7 protein-coding genes are annotated in these 20,366 nt (G+C 62.8%); all 7 read left to right on the forward strand.

Annotated elements, in window-relative coordinates; translation table 11 throughout:
• The first annotated feature begins 36 nt into the window (after positions 1–36).
• Positions 37–786, forward strand: coding sequence for a 5'/3'-nucleotidase SurE (gene surE, locus ACQE3D_RS03815; protein ID WP_313729054.1), 750 nt, complete (start codon positions 37–39; stop codon positions 784–786).
• 2 nt (positions 787–788) lie between these two features.
• A complete protein-coding gene (locus ACQE3D_RS03820) occupies positions 789–1,451 on the forward strand; it encodes a protein-L-isoaspartate(D-aspartate) O-methyltransferase (RefSeq protein ID WP_313729053.1) in 663 nt (220 codons plus the stop codon).
• Between the two features lie 158 nt (positions 1,452–1,609).
• The gene (locus tag ACQE3D_RS03825) at positions 1,610–4,438 is read left to right on the forward strand and encodes an Hsp70 family protein (RefSeq protein WP_409521094.1); all 2,829 of its coding nucleotides are present in this window, start codon (positions 1,610–1,612) and stop codon (positions 4,436–4,438) included.
• 356 nt (positions 4,439–4,794) lie between these two features.
• The gene (locus tag ACQE3D_RS03830; protein WP_427551401.1) at positions 4,795–14,844 is read left to right on the forward strand and encodes a hypothetical protein; all 10,050 of its coding nucleotides are present in this window, start codon (positions 4,795–4,797) and stop codon (positions 14,842–14,844) included.
• Between the two features lie 174 nt (positions 14,845–15,018).
• Positions 15,019–17,160 carry a peptidase domain-containing ABC transporter gene (locus ACQE3D_RS03835; RefSeq protein ID WP_313729050.1) on the forward strand — a complete coding sequence of 714 codons (2,142 nt, stop codon included), beginning with the start codon at positions 15,019–15,021 and terminating at the stop codon, positions 17,158–17,160.
• Entirely contained in the window at positions 17,157–18,500 is a 1,344-nt protein-coding gene (locus ACQE3D_RS03840; RefSeq protein ID WP_313729049.1) for an HlyD family type I secretion periplasmic adaptor subunit, read from the forward strand. The genes ACQE3D_RS03835 and ACQE3D_RS03840 overlap by 4 nt, the downstream gene beginning before the upstream one ends.
• 26 nt (positions 18,501–18,526) lie before the next feature.
• Positions 18,527–20,266 carry a tetratricopeptide repeat protein gene (locus ACQE3D_RS03845; RefSeq protein WP_313729048.1) on the forward strand — a complete coding sequence of 580 codons (1,740 nt, stop codon included), beginning with the start codon at positions 18,527–18,529 and terminating at the stop codon, positions 20,264–20,266.
• Positions 20,267–20,366: the final 100 nt, after the last annotated feature.

The following is a 20,366-nucleotide window of genomic DNA, read 5'->3' on the forward strand; positions in this document are numbered from 1 at the left end:
CTAACATGCGGCAATTTTAAAGCGTTTTATCGCGACATGCATATTCTGATCAGCAACGACGACGGCTATTTGGCGCAGGGCATCAATACCTTGGCCGCAGCTCTCAGACCATTCGCCAAGGTTTCGGTAGTCGCCCCCGATAAGAACCGTAGCGCCGCCAGTAATTCGTTGACGTTGGATATGCCGCTTAGGGCGACCGTGTGCGAGAACGGTTTCGTTCGGGTTGATGGGACGCCTACCGATTGCGTGCATCTAGCCATTACCGGATTGTTGGCGGATGAACCCGATATGGTCTTCGCCGGCATCAATCACGGTGCAAACCTGGGGGATGACGTGATTTACTCGGGGACAGTCGCCGCCGCTACCGAGGGACGTTTTCTCGGACTGCCGGCGGTGGCTATCTCATTGGTTGGGCACAATGCCAAGCATTTCGATACGGCTGCCCAAGTAGCGGTGACTTTGCTAAACAAAATGCAACTTCGGCCTTTGCCGGAGGACACCTTGTTGAATGTCAACGTGCCCGATTTGCCGTTTTCCGAAATTAAGGGCTTCTTGTCTACTCGGCTTGGTCAGCGGCATAAAGCCGAGGCGGTCATTCGCGGATTTGATCCGCGGGGGCAAACCATCTATTGGGTGGGGCCGCCTGGTGCCGAGCAGGATGCCGGTCCCGGAACCGACTTCGACGCCGTTAAGAACGGCTATGTGTCAGTCACTCCGCTACAGCTGGATTTAACTCGCTACGAGCGTTTGGAGGGACTGCGCGACTGGCTGGCATTGGACGCATAAGTATGAGTCGACGAATACAAGGCATCGGTATGACCTCGCGGCGCACCCGCGAGCGTATGATCTCCCGGCTACGCCAACAAGGAATTTCCGATAACAAAGTGTTGGCAGTCATGGCCGACACTCCCCGCCATATTTTCGTCGACGAGGCTTTAGAGAGTCGCGCCTACGAAGACACTGCATTGCCGATTGGGCACAATCAAACGATCTCGCAGCCGTACATCGTCGCGAAAATGACTGAGTTACTGCTGCAATCCGCTGTTCCGGCCAAGGTCTTGGAGATCGGTACCGGTTGCGGTTACCAGACGGCTATCCTCGCCAAACTGGTCAGTCAGGTTTACACCGTTGAGCGAATTGCTCCTTTGATGAAAAAAGCACGCGATACCTTATGGGAGTTGAACATCAAGACTGTCGGTTTCAAACATACCGATGGTGGATGGGGCTGGCCCGAACATGCGCCGTTCGAGGGCATCTTGGCTGCGGCGGCTCCCGCCGAAGTGCCGGAAGCTCTATTGCAACAGTTGGCGGTCGGGGGGGTGCTGGTGATACCGGTCGGTCAAGAGGGGAAGCAGTATTTGCATCGTATTGTGCGTACCGACGAAGGTTATTTGGACGAAGTGATCGAACGCGTCACTTTTGTGCCGTTTCTGTCGGGTGTTATCGGGTAATTCGCGAAAACTTTGCTTGTGGACTCCTGATTCCTGAAGGCGGTAACCCTCCGTTGTTACTCGCGAGCAGTTGGTGTTGGCAAACTTGATTACAGGTTTCATTGTGCCGGCGCCAATCCTCTTCTTCGGCGAGATTGCCGGCATCTGGCATACAATGGATGCAATTCAATCGTGTCCGTGATTCCGCTTTGAAAAATAATACCCAATATTCGGTCGGTATCGACTTAGGTACTACCCACACCGTGGTTGCTTACGCCGAGGCCGAAGATCCGCACAAGACCATCCGTCTGTTCGAAATACCTCAATTGATTGCGCCGGGTGAAGTTGCTTCCAGGCCTTTGTTGCCGTCGGTGCGATATCACCCGGCGTTTGGCGAGCTTAATGCCGATAGCGGTTTTTTAACGGCCCCCGATGGGGCGGTGCTTGGGGAAGCGGCGCGATTGCTCGGCGCCAAGTCTCACGGCCGGCTGGTGACTAGCGCCAAGAGCTGGTTGTCGCATAATGCTGTCGATCCGGCTGCGGCTATTTTGCCGTGGGGTAGCGACGAGTCGGTGTTCAAGGTTTCTCCGGTGGCCGCGAGTGCCAGCTATCTGCAGTATGTTCGTAGCGCATGGGATCAACATTTTCCCCAGGCGCCGTTGTCCAGGCAGAACGTGGTGATCACGGTACCGGCGTCATTCGATGAATCGGCGCGTGCGCTGACCCTGGAGGCCGCCAAGTCCGCCGGCTTGGTGGATGTACGCTTACTGGAAGAGCCTCAGGCGGTTTGTTATGACTGGTTACGTCGGCATGACGGCAAAGTCGCAGCCAGTCTGGCCGGTTGTCGTCTTTTGCTGGTCTGCGACGTCGGTGGAGGCACCACCGACTTGACATTGATTCGTATCGACCACGGTGACGGCGATCCAAAACTCACTCGGATCGGCGTGGGCGATCACTTGATGCTGGGCGGCGACAACATCGATCTAGCGCTCGCGCGTCTAGCCGAAACACGGTTAACCGGGGGTGATAAGAAGCTGTCGGCGGGTGATTTGTCGCAATTACTCGAACAATGCCGGGTAGCAAAAGAACGTCTGTTGGCGGATGCCGCTCCGGAACAATTCGCCGTCACTTTGCTGGGCAGTGGTTCGAAACTCATAGGCGGAGCTCGAAGCAGTTTTCTTACCCGTGACGAAGTGCGACGCATCGCGCTAGACGGATTCTTCCCGCTGTCCGGAATCGAAGAGCTGCCGGACAAAAAACGAAGCGGAATGGTGGAGTTCGGTTTACCGTACGCCCCGGAGCCCGCGATTAGCAAGCATATCGCCGCTTTTCTTAAGGCGCATGCCCGAAGCTCGAGAGCAGCGTTGACTGGTACCGGCGAAGGGGCGGAGTTCGCGGGTCCCAGCGAGGTAGTAGACGGCTTGATCGTGCCTGATGCGCTGCTCTTGAATGGTGGTTTATTCCGTAGCCCTGCGCTCGTTACCCGCGCGCTAGAGTTGTTGGGACATTGGCGCGGTGAGCCACCAGTACAATTAGAAAACCTTGATCCGGAATTGGCAGTGGCCTACGGTGCTGTCGCGTATGCGATCGCCCGGCGCGAGCAAAAACTGAAAATCGGCGGTGGCGCGGCCAGGGCCTATTTTTTACTGGTAGACACCGTTAACGATGCGGGAGCTCGATTTACCAAACCTGGCATCTGTATCTTGCCCAAAGGTAGCGAGGAGGGGCGGGAAGTCACATTGACCTCCCGGCAATTTGCGCTACGGATCGGCCAGCCGGTACGTTTCCATCTGATGTCGAATAGCACGGACGCCGATTATCGCCCCGGCGACATCGTCGAACTTGACGATGACCGTTTTCATGGGCTGCCGCCGCTCGCTGTCGCGTTCGCCGGTGATCAACGAGTGGAAGTCGTCGTGCAGTTGGTGGCGACCTACACTGAAGTCGGCACCTTGCGCTTGCAATGCGTGGCAAAGGCGGATTTGATTCAGCGCTGGGATGTGGAGTTTCAAATAAGAAAAACTGCCCCAACGATCGGTGGAGGGGAGTTGCCGAATCAACTACCGCAAGCCCTAGAAAAGATTCAGGCGGTTTTTGGAGCGAAATCCAGGGACGTTGATCCGCAAGCGGTGAAAACCCTACGTGCCGATCTGGAAAAAATCCTGGGCGCGCCCCGAGCCGATTGGCGCACGCCATTACTGCGCGAGCTTTTCAATGCGCTGTTGGAGGGCGGAAAATATCGGCGGCGAAGCGAGCAGCATGAGCGTTTGTGGTTGAGTCTGGCCGGATTTTGTCTGCGGCCCGGTTTTGGGTATCCGCTCGATGATTGGCGGGTTGAGCAACTATGGAAGTGGTATGGGGACGGACTCCAGTTTGTCAACGAGAAACAAAATTGGACGGAGTGGTGGACCTTGTGGCGGCGCGTGGCCGGCGGTTTGCAGGCCGAGGCTCAGCAGCGGTTGTTCGGCGACATCGCCAAATTTATAAACCCGGCCACGACTCGTCAGGCGGGTGTTGCCAAACAATTGGTGACGCGCGGGTATGAGGATATGGTGCGCCTGGCCGCGGCTCTGGAGCGTTTGCCGGTTGCCGATAAAACGCAGTTTGGCGAATGGCTGTTGAAACGACTGGAAAAGGCCGGAGAGCCTGAACAAAGTTGGTGGGCACTTGGCCGGGTTGGCGCGCGCGTCCTGTTTCATGGCAGCAGTCACGAAGTGATTCCGTCGGATACCGTATCGATGTGGTTACACCGGTTATTGGCGGTCGATTGGAGAAAGCAATCTCAAGCCGGTTTCGCCGCCGCATTACTCGCACGCCGCTGCGACGATCGTGTCCGCGATATCGACGACCATTTGCGTGCCTTGGTGCTGGACAAGCTCAAGCAGGCAAAAGCGCCTGTCTCTTGGCAGCAAATGGTTTCCGACTACATGCCGCTCGACGAGCAGCAAGAACGGCAAATATTCGGAGAGGCGTTGCCTCCAGGCCTGAAGTTGCTTGAAGAGCATTAACCGCGCTGTAGCGAAATTGCGACGTTGTCAATAGTGGCTTGATGGTCCTGCATTAGTATTGTCGGCAAAACCACAAATTCACGGCGGATATCTGTCCATTGTTAAAAATTGGGCTAAACTCGACAGCGTTTTATGTCGTCGTAATTCCTAATCCAGTCACGTATGGAGCGAGCAAACCTTCTCCAGCTTGACCGCGAGATCGGCACAGGCGGAACGCACAGGGGCGGCAAGCGAGTTTGCCGCTAACGACGAGCATCCGGCAATCGAAAATCGATGGTCGGCGGGACGGTCAATCATCGGAACAGCCTAGCTTGCGTTTAGGCGGCTTTCCAGGAACTCAGTAAAGTAGGTGGGCTATGGCTTCGGTAATTTCATTATTCACCACGGCGCAAATCGCCGGACTAAGCACAGATGCTGTAGCAGCGCTAACCACCGAGGACATGCAGGCTCTGAGTACTGCTCAGATCGTCGCATTTACCACTGTTCAATTTCCGGTATTCAACAGCCTGCAGATTGATGCGTTGAGCACGGCGCAAATCGTCGCCATCGAAACCGCCGATATTGCAGTGATGAGTACGCTAGCCCTATCTTCCGGGCTATCCAGCAGCGACTTCGCCGCGCTGAGCACCCAACAAATCGTCGCGCTGAGCACCGCCCAAGCCTTCGGGTTAAAAACCAGCCAAGTGGCCGCGCTGACCACCCAACAAGTGGCCGCGCTGGAAACCGCCGACCTGGTGGGCCTGGGTACCAGCAATGCCGCATCGCTGACCACCGCCGGCATCGTCGCCCTGACCACCGCCCAAGCGGCGGCGCTGGCCACCGCCCAAATCGCCGGGCTAACCACCCAACAAGTAGCCGCGCTGGAAACCGCCGACCTGGCCGCGCTGAGCACCGCCCAAGCCGCCGCGCTCAAATCCAACCAAGCCGCCGCGCTGACCACCGGCCAAGTTGCCAACCTAATCACCGCCGACCTGGCCGCGCTCAGCACCCTGGCGCTGAGCAGCCTAACCACCGCCGGCATCGTCGCGCTGACCACCGCCCAAGCGGCGGCGTTGACCACCGCCCAAATCGCCGGGCTAACCACCCAACAAGTGGCCGCGCTGGAAACCGCCGACCTGGCCGCGCTAGGCACCGCCCAAGCCGCCGCGCTCAAATCCAACCAAGCCGCCGCGCTGAGCACCGGCCAAGCCGTCAACCTGGAAACCGCCGACCTGGCCGCGCTGACCACGCTGACCCTGAGCGGACTGACCACCGCCAGCACCGCCGCGCTGAGCACCCAACAAATCGTCGCGCTGAGCACCGCCCAAGCCTTCGGCCTGAAAACCAGCCAAGTGGCCGCGCTGACCACCCAACAAGTGGCCGCGCTGGAAACCGCCGACCTGGTGGGCCTGGGTACCAGCAATGCCGCATCGCTGACCACCGCCGGCATCGTCGCCCTGACCACCGCCCAAGCGGCGGCGCTGGCCACCGCCCAAATCGCCGGGCTAACCACCCAACAAGTAGCCGCGCTGGAAACCGCCGACCTGGCCGCGCTGAGCACCGCCCAAGCCGCCGCGCTCAAATCCAACCAAGCCGCCGCGCTGACCACCGGCCAAGTTGCCAACCTAATCACCGCCGACCTGGCCGCGCTCAGCACCCTGGCGCTGAGCAGCCTAACCACCGCCGGCATCGTCGCCCTGACCACCGCCCAAGCGGCGGCGTTGACCACCGCCCAAATCGCCGGGCTAACCACCCAACAAGTGGCCGCGCTGGAAACCGCCGACCTGGCCGCGCTAGGCACCGCCCAAGCCGCCGCGCTCAAATCCAACCAAGCCGCCGCGCTGAGCACCGGCCAAGCCGTCAACCTGGAAACCGCCGACCTGGCCGCGCTGACCACGCTGACCCTGAGCGGACTGACCACCGCCAGCACCGCCGCGCTGAGCACCCAACAAATCGTCGCGCTGAGCACCGCCCAAGCCTTCGGCCTGAAAACCAGCCAAGTGGCCGCGCTGACCACCCAACAAGTGGCCGCGCTGGAAACCGCCGACCTGGTGGGCCTGGGTACCAGCAATGCCGCATCGCTGACCACCGCCGGCATCGTCGCCCTGACCACCGCCCAAGCGGCGGCGCTGGCCACCGCCCAAATCGCCGGGCTAACCACCCAACAAGTAGCCGCGCTGGAAACCGCCGACCTGGCCGCGCTGAGCACCGCCCAAGCCGCCGCGCTCAAATCCAACCAAGCCGCCGCGCTGACCACCGGCCAAGTTGCCAACCTAATCACCGCCGACCTGGCCGCGCTCAGCACCCTGGCGCTGAGCAACCTGACCACCGCCGGCATCGTCGCGCTGACCACCGCCCAAGCGGCGGCGTTGACCACCGCCCAAATCGCCGGGCTAACCACCCAACAAGTGGCCGCGCTGGAAACCGCCGACCTGGCCGCGCTAGGCACCGCCCAAGCCGCCGCGCTCAAATCCAACCAAGCCGCCGCGCTGAGCACCGGCCAAGCCGTCAACCTGGAAACCGCCGACCTGGCCGCGCTGACCACGCTGACCCTGAGCGGACTGACCACCGCCAGCACCGCCGCGCTGAGCACCCAACAAATCGTCGCGCTGAGCACCGCCCAAGCCTTCGGCCTGAAAACCAGCCAAGTGGCCGCGCTGACCACCCAACAAGTGGCCGCGCTGGAAACCGCCGACCTGGTGGGCCTGGGTACCAGCAATGCCGCATCGCTGACCACCGCCGGCATCGTCGCCCTGACCACCGCCCAAGCGGCGGCGCTGGCCACCGCCCAAATCGCCGGGCTAACCACCCAACAAGTAGCCGCGCTGGAAACCGCCGACCTGGCCGCGCTGAGCACCGCCCAAGCCGCCGCGCTCAAATCCAACCAAGCCGCCGCGCTGACCACCGGCCAAGTTGCCAACCTAATCACCGCCGACCTGGCCGCGCTCAGCACCCTGGCGCTGAGCAGCCTAACCACCGCCGGCATCGTCGCGCTGACCACCGCCCAAGCGGCGGCGTTGACCACCGCCCAAATCGCCGGGCTAACCACCCAACAAGTGGCCGCGCTGGAAACCGCCGACCTGGCCGCGCTAGGCACCGCCCAAGCCGCCGCGCTCAAATCCAACCAAGCCGCCGCGCTGAGCACCGGCCAAGCCGTCAACCTGGAAACCGCCGACCTGGCCGCGCTGACCACGCTGACCCTGAGCGGACTGACCACCGCCAGCACCGCCGCGCTGAGCACCCAACAAATCGTCGCGCTGAGCACCGCCCAAGCCTTCGGCCTGAAAACCAGCCAAGTGGCCGCGCTGACCACCCAACAAGTGGCCGCGCTGGAAACCGCCGACCTGGTGGGCCTGGGTACCAGCAATGCCGCATCGCTGACCACCGCCGGCATCGTCGCCCTGACCACCGCCCAAGCGGCGGCGCTGGCCACCGCCCAAATCGCCGGGCTAACCACCCAACAAGTAGCCGCGCTGGAAACCGCCGACCTGGCCGCGCTGAGCACCGCCCAAGCCGCCGCGCTCAAATCCAACCAAGCCGCCGCGCTGACCACCGGCCAAGTTGCCAACCTAATCACCGCCGACCTGGCCGCGCTCAGCACCCTGGCGCTGAGCAGCCTAACCACCGCCGGCATCGTCGCCCTGACCACCGCCCAAGCGGCGGCGTTGACCACCGCCCAAATCGCCGGGCTAACCACCCAACAAGTAGCCGCGCTGGAAACCGCCGACCTGGCCGCGCTAGGCACCGCCCAAGCCGCCGCGCTCAAATCCAACCAAGCCGCCGCGCTGAGCACCGGCCAAGCCGTCAACCTGGAAACCGCCGACCTGGCCGCGCTGACCACGCTGACCCTGAGCGGACTGACCACCGCCAGCACCGCCGCGCTGAGCACCCAACAAATCGTCGCGCTGAGCACCGCCCAAGCCTTCGGCCTGAAAACCAGCCAAGTGGCCGCGCTGACCACCCAACAAGTGGCCGCGCTGGAAACCGCCGACCTGGTGGGCCTGGGTACCAGCAATGCCGCATCGCTGACCACCGCCGGCATCGTCGCCCTGACCACCGCCCAAGCGGCGGCGCTGGCCACCGCCCAAATCGCCGGGCTAACCACCCAACAAGTAGCCGCGCTGGAAACCGCCGACCTGGCCGCGCTGAGCACCGCCCAAGCCGCCGCGCTCAAATCCAACCAAGCCGCCGCGCTGACCACCGGCCAAGTTGCCAACCTAATCACCGCCGACCTGGCCGCGCTCAGCACCCTGGCGCTGAGCAGCCTAACCACCGCCGGCATCGTCGCGCTGACCACCGCCCAAGCGGCGGCGTTGACCACCGCCCAAATCGCCGGGCTAACCACCCAACAAGTGGCCGCGCTGGAAACCGCCGACCTGGCCGCGCTAGGCACCGCCCAAGCCGCCGCGCTCAAATCCAACCAAGCCGCCGCGCTGAGCACCGGCCAAGCCGTCAACCTGGAAACCGCCGACCTGGCCGCGCTGACCACGCTGACCCTGAGCGGACTGACCACCGCCAGCACCGCCGCGCTGAGCACCCAACAAATCGTCGCGCTGAGCACCGCCCAAGCCTTCGGCCTGAAAACCAGCCAAGTGGCCGCGCTGACCACCCAACAAGTGGCCGCGCTGGAAACCGCCGACCTGGTGGGCCTGGGTACCAGCAATGCCGCATCGCTGACCACCGCCGGCATCGTCGCCCTGACCACCGCCCAAGCGGCGGCGCTGGCCACCGCCCAAATCGCCGGGCTAACCACCCAACAAGTAGCCGCGCTGGAAACCGCCGACCTGGCCGCGCTGAGCACCGCCCAAGCCGCCGCGCTCAAATCCAACCAAGCCGCCGCGCTGACCACCGGCCAAGTTGCCAACCTAATCACCGCCGACCTGGCCGCGCTCAGCACCCTGGCGCTGAGCAGCCTAACCACCGCCGGCATCGTCGCGCTGACCACCGCCCAAGCGGCGGCGTTGACCACCGCCCAAATCGCCGGGCTAACCACCCAACAAGTGGCCGCGCTGGAAACCGCCGACCTGGCCGCGCTAGGCACCGCCCAAGCCGCCGCGCTCAAATCCAACCAAGCCGCCGCGCTGAGCACCGGCCAAGCCGTCAACCTGGAAACCGCCGACCTGGCCGCGCTGACCACGCTGACCCTGAGCGGACTGACCACCGCCAGCACCGCCGCGCTGAGCACCCAACAAATCGTCGCGCTGAGCACCGCCCAAGCCTTCGGCCTGAAAACCAGCCAAGTGGCCGCGCTGACCACCCAACAAGTGGCCGCGCTGGAAACCGCCGACCTGGTGGGCCTGGGTACCAGCAATGCCGCATCGCTGACCACCGCCGGCATCGTCGCCCTGACCACCGCCCAAGCGGCGGCGCTGGCCACCGCCCAAATCGCCGGGCTAACCACCCAACAAGTAGCCGCGCTGGAAACCGCCGACCTGGCCGCGCTGAGCACCGCCCAAGCCGCCGCGCTCAAATCCAACCAAGCCGCCGCGCTGACCACCGGCCAAGTTGCCAACCTGATCACCGCCGACCTGGCCGCGCTCAGCACCCTGGCGCTGAGCAGCCTAACCACCGCCGGCATCGTCGCCCTGACCACCGCCCAAGCGGCGGCGTTGACCACCGCCCAAATCGCCGGGCTAACCACCCAACAAGTAGCCGCGCTGGAAACCGCCGACCTGGCCGCGCTAGGCACCGCCCAAGCCGCCGCGCTCAAATCCAACCAAGCCGCCGCGCTGAGCACCGGCCAAGCCGTCAACCTGGAAACCGCCGACCTGGCCGCGCTGACCACGCTGACCCTGAGCGGACTGACCACCGCCAGCACCGCCGCGCTGAGCACCCAACAAATCGTCGCGCTGAGCACCGCCCAAGCCTTCGGCCTGAAAACCAGCCAAGTGGCCGCGCTGACCACCCAACAAGTGGCCGCGCTGGAAACCGCCGACCTGGTGGGCCTGGGTACCAGCAATGCCGCATCGCTGACCACCGCCGGCATCGTCGCGCTGACCACCGCCCAAGCGGCGGCGCTGGCCACCGCCCAAATCGCCGGGCTAACCACCCAACAAGTAGCCGCGCTGGAAACCGCCGACCTGGCCGCGCTGAGCACCGCCCAAGCCGCCGCGCTCAAATCCAACCAAGCCGCCGCGCTGACCACCGGCCAAGTTGCCAACCTAATCACCGCCGACCTGGCCGCGCTCAGCACCCTGGCGCTGAGCAGCCTAACCACCGCCGGCATCGTCGCCCTGACCACCGCCCAAGCGGCGGCGTTGACCACCGCCCAAATCGCCGGGCTAACCACCCAACAAGTAGCCGCGCTGGAAACCGCCGACCTGGCCGCGCTAGGCACCGCCCAAGCCGCCGCGCTCAAATCCAACCAAGCCGCCGCGCTGAGCACCGGCCAAGCCGTCAACCTGGAAACCGCCGACCTGGCCGCGCTGACCACGCTGACCCTGAGCGGACTGACCACCGCCAGCACCGCCGCGCTGAGCACCCAACAAATCGTCGCGCTGAGCACCGCCCAAGCCTTCGGCCTGAAAACCAGCCAAGTGGCCGCGCTGACCACCCAACAAGTGGCCGCGCTGGAAACCGCCGACCTGGTGGGCCTGGGTACCAGCAATGCCGCATCGCTGACCACCGCCGGCATCGTCGCCCTGACCACCGCCCAAGCGGCGGCGCTGGCCACCGCCCAAATCGCCGGGCTAACCACCCAACAAGTAGCCGCGCTGGAAACCGCCGACCTGGCCGCGCTGAGCACCGCCCAAGCCGCCGCGCTCAAATCCAACCAAGCCGCCGCGCTGACCACCGGCCAAGTTGCCAACCTAATCACCGCCGACCTGGCCGCGCTCAGCACCCTGGCGCTGAGCAACCTGACCACCGCCGGCATCGTCGCGCTGACCACCGCCCAAGCGGCGGCGTTGACCACCGCCCAAATCGCCGGGCTAACCACCCAACAAGTAGCCGCGCTGGAAACCGCCGACCTGGCCGCGCTAGGCACCGCCCAAGCCGCCGCGCTCAAATCCAACCAAGCCGCCGCGCTGAGCACCGCCCAAGCCGTCAACCTGGAAACCGCCGACCTGGCCGCGCTGACCACGCTGACCCTGAGCGGACTGACCACCGCCAGCACCGCCGCGCTGAGCACCCAACAAATCGTCGCGCTGAGCACCGCCCAAGCCTTCGGCCTGAAAACCAGCCAAGTGGCCGCGCTGACCACCCAACAAGTGGCCGCGCTGGAAACCGCCGACCTGGTGGGCCTGGGTACCAGCAATGCCGCATCGCTGACCACCGCCGGCATCGTCGCCCTGACCACCGCCCAAGCGGCGGCGCTGGCCACCGCCCAAATCGCCGGGCTAACCACCCAACAAGTAGCCGCGCTGGAAACCGCCGACCTGGCCGCGCTGAGCACCGCCCAAGCCGCCGCGCTCAAATCCAACCAAGCCGCCGCGCTGACCACCGGCCAAGTTGCCAACCTAATCACCGCCGACCTGGCCGCGCTCAGCACCCTGGCGCTGAGCAGCCTAACCACCGCCGGCATCGTCGCGCTGACCACCGCCCAAGCGGCGGCGTTGACCACCGCCCAAATCGCCGGGCTAACCACCCAACAAGTGGCCGCGCTGGAAACCGCCGACCTGGCCGCGCTAGGCACCGCCCAAGCCGCCGCGCTCAAATCCAACCAAGCCGCCGCGCTGAGCACCGGCCAAGCCGTCAACCTGGAAACCGCCGACCTGGCCGCGCTGACCACGCTGACCCTGAGCGGACTGACCACCGCCAGCACCGCCGCGCTGAGCACCCAACAAATCGTCGCGCTGAGCACCGCCCAAGCCTTCGGCCTGAAAACCAGCCAAGTGGCCGCGCTGACCACCCAACAAGTGGCCGCGCTGGAAACCGCCGACCTGGTGGGCCTGGGTACCAGCAATGCCGCATCGCTGACCACCGCCGGCATCGTCGCCCTGACCACCGCCCAAGCGGCGGCGCTGGCCACCGCCCAAATCGCCGGGCTAACCACCCAACAAGTAGCCGCGCTGGAAACCGCCGACCTGGCCGCGCTGAGCACCGCCCAAGCCGCCGCGCTCAAATCCAACCAAGCCGCCGCGCTGACCACCGGCCAAGTTGCCAACCTAATCACCGCCGACCTGGCCGCGCTCAGCACCCTGGCGCTGAGCAGCCTAACCACCGCCGGCATCGTCGCCCTGACCACCGCCCAAGCGGCGGCGTTGACCACCGCCCAAATCGCCGGGCTAACCACCCAACAAGTAGCCGCGCTGGAAACCGCCGACCTGGCCGCGCTAGGCACCGCCCAAGCCGCCGCGCTCAAATCCAACCAAGCCGCCGCGCTGAGCACCGGCCAAGCCGTCAACCTGGAAACCGCCGACCTGGCCGCGCTGACCACGCTGACCCTGAGCGGACTGACCACCGCCAGCACCGCCGCGCTGAGCACCCAACAAATCGTCGCGCTGAGCACCGCCCAAGCCTTCGGCCTGAAAACCAGCCAAGTGGCCGCGCTGACCACCCAACAAGTGGCCGCGCTGGAAACCGCCGACCTGGTGGGCCTGGGTACCAGCAATGCCGCATCGCTGACCACCGCCGGCATCGTCGCCCTGACCACCGCCCAAGCGGCGGCGCTGGCCACCGCCCAAATCGCCGGGCTAACCACCCAACAAGTAGCCGCGCTGGAAACCGCCGACCTGGCCGCGCTGAGCACCGCCCAAGCCGCCGCGCTCAAATCCAACCAAGCCGCCGCGCTGACCACCGGCCAAGTTGCCAACCTAATCACCGCCGACCTGGCCGCGCTCAGCACCCTGGCGCTGAGCAGCCTAACCACCGCCGGCATCGTCGCGCTGACCACCGCCCAAGCGGCGGCGTTGACCACCGCCCAAATCGCCGGGCTAACCACCCAACAAGTGGCCGCGCTGGAAACCGCCGACCTGGCCGCGCTAGGCACCGCCCAAGCCGCCGCGCTCAAATCCAACCAAGCCGCCGCGCTGAGCACCGGCCAAGCCGTCAACCTGGAAACCGCCGACCTGGCCGCGCTGACCACGCTGACCCTGAGCGGACTGACCACCGCCAGCACCGCCGCGCTGAGCACCCAACAAATCGTCGCGCTGAGCACCGCCCAAGCCTTCGGCCTGAAAACCAGCCAAGTGGCCGCGCTGACCACCCAACAAGTGGCCGCGCTGGAAACCGCCGACCTGGTGGGCCTGGGTACCAGCAATGCCGCATCGCTGACCACCGCCGGCATCGTCGCCCTGACCACCGCCCAAGCGGCGGCGCTGGCCACCGCGCAGGTGCGGGCCTTGACTACTACGCAGGTCTCAACTCTGGAAACCGCCGATTTGGCTGCATTTACGACGGCTCAAGTGGTTGCGCTGGCGACCAATCAGATCGTCGCGTTGACGACTGCGCAGGTGGTTAGCATGGAAACGGCGGATGTGGCCGCATTGACCACCAGCCAATTTATTAAGTTGGAGACCGCCGACATTCAGGCGCTATCTACCGCGCAGATTTTCGGTTTAACCACCGCTCAAGTTTGCGCGATGACCGATGCCCAAGAACTTGCGCTGACAACGGCCCAGTTGAACGCGATGACCACCGCGCAATTGAACGCGTTGTTTACGACACCGTTGGTGCTGGATCTGAATGGCGACGGTATTTCGACTTTAAGTCGAGCAGCCGGCGTGAGCTTCGATATCGACGCCGACGGTAGTCGGGAGACAGTGGGTTGGGTCGGCAGCGGCGACGGTTTGCTTGCGATCGATACCAATCGAGACGGGGTCATCAATGACGGTTCGGAATTGTTCGGGTCCGCGACCCGGCTCGCTGACGGTCAGACCGCCGCCGACGGTTACGCCGCATTGCGAGCCCTTGATAGTAATCAAGACGGTTGGATTAGCGCCGACGATAACGCATTCAAGGAGTTGAAGGTCTGGACCGACAACAATGCGGACGGCTTAAGCCAAGCCGACGAGTTGCATAGCTTGACCGAGCTTGGCATTAGTCGGTTGGGTGTGAACGCCGAGACCACCTCTTCTCTGGATAACGGTAACTGGATAGGCTTGACTTCGAGTTACGAAACCGTCGACGGTGACAACCGCGCGATGGTCGATGTCTGGTTTGCGAAGAGCGATCAGGCTAATCCAGAAGCCGATTTGAGAGCCAACGTCAATCGCCTGGCCCAAGCGATTAGCAGCTTTGCCGATGCTGACAGCGGTAATGCGTTACCCGTGACACCCGGTTTGCCGAGCGGCTCGGAAAGCGTGTCCGCCAACCCGGCATCGCTTGCGACGCTCGCCCTTGCGGATACCCTCAAGCAATTCGACGCCAATGGCAACCCGCTGGCGTTGGCGGCCACACCGTCGCAGACCGCGCGGACCGGTTTGACGCCGTCGCTGCCTGGTCTCGACGATCCAGCCAGCGGCTATCTCGCCAGCAAAGGCAAATAAACGCGTTACCTTCAAACAACAGGCATCGGGAGTTCGCTCCCGATGCCTTTTTTATGTCGTTTGCGTTATTTGGCTGATAGCGGCGGCATTGCAACACCATGATGTCCGGCCGGTTGTGTTTTCCAGTTATCATGCCGGGTTTGGCGTATAGCACTAGCGGGTATCACACTCTACATGGCTGACAAGTTTCAACATTCGGTTATTCAATGTTTGACCGCGATCGCCCAGCATCACGGCATACAGATCAATCCGGAACGGCTGATCGACGAGTATGCACTGGAAGCCAAGGAACCCAATGCGGCGATGTTGCAGCGTATTGCTACCGATATAGGGCTGAAAATCAAGATTGCCCGCTTAAGCTGGCAGACTTTGCTAGCGCAAACCGGCGTTTTCCCAATCATGGCCAGACTGCGAGACGGCGGCGCCGTGATTGTGGTCGGCATCAAGAAAGAAGCGCCGGAACAGGTGGCGATCCTCGATCCGCTGGCCGGCGACGCGGCCGTGACCTATTTGGACCGCGAGCAATGGTGGGATCGTTGGTCCGGCGAAGTGGTGTTTCTGAAGCGTCACCACGCCCTCGGCGATCCGAATCAGCCGTTTGGTTTGCGCTGGTTCATTCCGGAAATCCTGAAGCAGAAGGCGGCTTTTCGGGACATTGCGGTCGCCGCGTTCGCGATGCATTTTTTAGGGCTGGCCTCCCCGATCTTCTTTCAGTTGGTCATCGATAAAGTGTTGGTTCACCAGAGTCTATCCACGCTCTGGGTCTTGGGCATCGGTGTGATGCTGGCCTTGGTGTTCGATTCGATATTCGGCTACCTTCGCCAGTTGTTGACCTTGGCGGCCACCAACAAAATCGACATGCGCCTGACGCGGCGCGCCTTCGCGCAATTATTGTCGCTACCAATCGATTATTTCGAGACCACGACGGCCGGCGTCATTACGCGCCACATGCACCAATTGGAAGGCATACGCCAATTTTTGACCGGGCGGCTGTTCTTTACCGCACTGGACGTGTTGGCGCTGCTGATATTTCTGCCGATTTTGTTCGCTTATTCGGTCAAGCTGGCGATGATCGTGTTGGGGTTTTCGGTGGTGATCGCGGCGATTATCGCGGTCTTGCTGCCCAGTTACCGGCGCCGGTTGGATGCCTTGTACAGTGCCGAGGGCAAGCGCCAGGCTTTGTTGGTCGAAACCATACACGGCATGCGTACCGTCAAGGCGCTGGCGATCGAACCGATGCAACGGCGGATCTGGGACCAATTTTCCGCGCAGTCCATCACGATGCATTTTCGGGTCGGCAAATTGTCGATCGCCGGCGGAACCATCACCGATTTCCTCGGCAAGCTGTTGCCGATCGTCATCATCGTCATCGGCGCTCAAGACGTGTTCGATCAGACCTTGTCGGTCGGTGCCTTGATTGCGTTTCAAATGTTGTCCAGCCGGGTCAGCTCGCCGTTGTTGCAAATCGTCGGCTTGATCAACGAATATCAACAAACGGCGCTGTCGGTGCGCATGCTCGGCGAGATCATGAACCGCGCCCCGGAAGGCCGGTCCGGCGCCGGCGGTTTGCGGCCGCAATTGGCCGGCGCCATCGCCTTCGACGCGGTGGCTTTTCGCTATCCGGGGTCCAGCGTCGCGGCGCTGGATAGAGCCAGCTTCACGATCCCGGCCGGCAAGGTCATCGGCATTGTCGGCCGGAGCGGCTCCGGTAAAACCACGCTGACCAAACTGATCCAAGGTTTGTATCCGGTGCAGGAAGGCATTATTCGTTTCGATGGCGTGGACATGCGCGAAATCGATTTGTCTCATTTGCGGCGGCAAATCGGCGTGGTGCTGCAGGAGAATTTCTTGTTTCGCGGCAGCGTCCGCGAGAATATTTCGGTTACCCAGCCGGGCGCCAGTTTCGAAGACATCGTCGCGGTAGCGCAGGCGGCCGGCGCCGACGAGTTCATCGAACGCTTGCCGCAAGGCTACGATACCTTGCTGGAAGAAAACGCCGCCAACCTGAGCGGCGGGCAAAAGCAGCGGTTGTCGATCGCCCGCGCCTTGCTGTCGCGGCCGCGAATATTGATCCTCGACGAAGCCGCCAGCGCCCTGGACCCGGAAAGCGAGGCGATCTTTATCCGCAACCTGTCCCGCATCGCCGTCGGCCGCACCGTGATTATGATTTCCCACCGTTTATCGACGCTGGTCAACGCCCACGCGATCTTAGTGATGCAGCAAGGCAAGTTGGTGGACAGCGGTCGCCACCAGGACTTATTAAGCCGCTGCGATACCTATCGGCAATTATGGAACCAACAAACCAGTCATCTGTGAAACCCGGCGTTCCGAATAAGCACGCCACCGACGAACTGGCGGTGGACTTCCTGCCGGATGCCGACGAAATCGAGCGCAGTCCGCTGCCGCGTCAGGCCCGCATCACGCTCTACGTGCTGCTGACCGCCTTGCTGGGCTTTTTGCTGTGGGCGATTTACTCGGACGTCGATCGGGTCGTGGTCGCGCGGGGTCGGCTGGTCACACCGCTGCCCAATATCGTCGTGCAGCCGCTGGAAACCTCGATCATCGCCAGCCTGGACGTGCGGGTCGGCCAAATCGTCCACAAGGGTCAGCAATTGGCGACCCTGGACCCGACCTTTGCCGAAGCCGATCAGGCCCAGTTGCGGATACGTCTGGATAGTTTAAACACCCAAGTGCAACGTCTGAATGCCGAACTGTCCGGGGCCAAGTCGGCCGATGCCGAATCGGACACGGCCGACCGGCAATTGCAGGCGCAACTGGACGCCGAACGCAAAGCCAATTATCAGGCCCAGCAAAAGCAGCTCTCGGAAAAAATTCAACAACTGCATGCCGGGATTACGACTAATCTACGCGATCAGCAAGCGCTATCTGCAAGGGTCAAGCCGCTGCTGGAGATCGAGGAAATGCAGAACAACTTGGTCAACCGCCATTACGGCGCGCGCGTGCAAATGCTGGAAGCCCAGGAGAAGCGCATGGAAGTCGAGCGCGATTTACAGTTGGCAAAGAACCGCGAACAGGAATTGAAGCGGGAGCTGGCCGCGCTGGAGGCCGAAAAGGCGGCCTTCGATAAAGGCTGGCGGCAAAAAACCATGGAAGATTTGCTGGCGACTCAGCGCGAGCGCGACGAGGTTAACGAACAACTGCAAAAAGCCGAAAAACGCCACAAACTGGTCACGTTGGTATCGCCAGCCGAAGCCGTGGTGCTGGATGTCGCGAAATTGTCGCTGAGTTCGGTAGCCAAGGCCGCCGAACCGCTGTTTACGCTGGTGCCGTTGGAAGCCGAATTGGAAGCCGAAGTCGAGATCGATTCGCTGGACGTCGGCTACGTCAAACCGGGCGATCTGGCTAGGCTGAAACTGGACGCCTATCCCTTCCAACTGCACGGTACCTTGGAAGCGACGGTGCGGACGCTGAGCGAGGACGCGTTTCGCCGCGAATCGGCCGGTCCCGGCATGGAGGCCTATTACGCCAGCCGCTTGGCCTTGGGCGACGGGCGGCTAAAGAATCTGCCCGGCCAAGCCAGATTGTTGCCGGGCATGACCTTGACCGCCGAAATCGTGGTCGGCAAGCGTTCGGTGATTTCTTACCTGCTCTGGCCGCTGACCAAGGCGTTGGACGAATCGATACAAGAACCCTGATGGCACACAACACAAGTAATGCAACCATGAAAGCGACGACTTTGGTGGAGGTCATGGCGCAAGCCGACGCGTTGGCGAAAAGCGGCGACAGCGCCGCCGCGATCGCCTGTTATACCGATTGGCTAGCCTCGCCCGGCGCCGAGCCGCAATTGCGCCACCTGGCGCTGTTCAATCTCGGCAGCCTGCTGCGTCCGGCCGGACGCATCGAGCAGGCGATCGCCGTCTATCAAGAGGCCCTGCAACTTAGGCCGGATTTTTATCAGGCGGCAGTGAATTTGGGTTTGACGTTGGAAGCTCAGGGCAATCAGGCCGGGGCAATGGCGATCTGGTTGCAGGCGCTGCAACCGGTCGAGGGGCAGACTTTGTTGTTGAATCACGCCGGCCGTCTGCAAGAGGTCAACCGCAACTTCGACGAAGCCGAAGCCTTGCTCGGGCGCAGCTTGGCGGTCATGCCGGATCAACCCGACGTGATGCAGCATTATCTGCATATTCGCCAGAAAAAATGCCAGTGGCCGGTGTTCGACGGCGTGGCCGGCATCCCGTTACGGACTTTACAACAGAACGTCGGGCCCTTGGGCTTGCTGGCCTCCAGCGACGATCCGGCCCTGCAATTGGCGGCGATCACCGCCTGGGTGGAGCGCAAGGTGCCGCGCAATCTGGCGAGGATGGCGCCGCTCGACGGCTATCGGCACGACAAATTGCGGATAGGCTATTTGTCCTGCGACTTTCGCTGGCACGCGGTCAGCATTTTGACCGCCGAGTTGCTGGAACTGCACGACAGAGAGCGCTTCGAAGTGTACGGCATCGATTTCAGTCCCGAGGACGGCGGCACGATGCGGCAGCGGATGCTGGCGGCTTTTGATAGGCATTTGCCTATCCATGCGCTGTCCGACGAGGAGGCGGCGCAAACGATACGCCGCCACGAAATCGACGTATTGATCGACCTGACCGGCTTGACCGCCGGCGCCCGGCCCGGCATCGTCGCCCACAAGCCGGCACCGGTGCAGATTTCGTATCTGGGTTACGTCGGCAGTTGCGGCATGCCCGAGATCGATTACATCCTGGCCGACCGCTACGTATTTCCGGAAGCGCTGGCCCGCTACTATTTCGAGAAGCCCCTGTATTTGCCGGAGGTTTACCAAGCCAACGACAGCCAGCGCCCGATTGCCGAGACGCCGAGCCGGGCGTCCTGCGGTTTGCCCGACGACGCTTTCGTGTTCTGCTCGTTTAACGGTAGCTACAAGATCAGCGAGCCGGTGTTTACGGTATGGATGAACATCCTGCGGCGGGTGCCGAGCGGTGTGTTGTGGCTGGCGATCGACAACCCGACGGCGCGCGGCAATCTGGCGGCCGAGGCGGTAAAACGCGGAGTCGATCCCGGCCGGCTGGTGTTTGCCGACAAAGCCGCCCCGTCCGAGTATCTGGCCCGCTACCGGGCGGCCGATTTATTGCTGGACACTAATCCCTACAACGCCGGCACTACCGCCAGCGACGCGTTATGGGCCGGTTTGCCGGTGCTGACCTGTTCCGGCAAGACCTTCGCGTCGCGGATGGCCGGCAGCTTGCTGCACGCGGTCGGTCTGCCGGAATTGATTACCACCAGCTGGCTGGATTACGAAAATCTGGCGGTGGGGCTGGCATCGGAGCCGACGGCGTTGCAAACCTATCGACATCGCCTGCACACCCAGGGCCGCAGTTCCGCGCTATTCGACACCCGCCGCTTCGTCAAAAACTTCGAAGCGACGATCGCCGGGTTGTTCGACTAAGGACGGACCGGGCAATCACTGCGGGGCCGGCCGTTGGTTCGAAGGCGGTTCCGCGCGATTTGATTGGCGGTTTTCGACGCTTTCGCCGCTAGCCGAAATT

The sequence above is a fragment of the Methylomonas sp. MS20 genome, assembly GCF_050275925.1.
GTDB lineage: Bacteria > Pseudomonadota > Gammaproteobacteria > Methylococcales > Methylomonadaceae > Methylomonas > Methylomonas koyamae_A.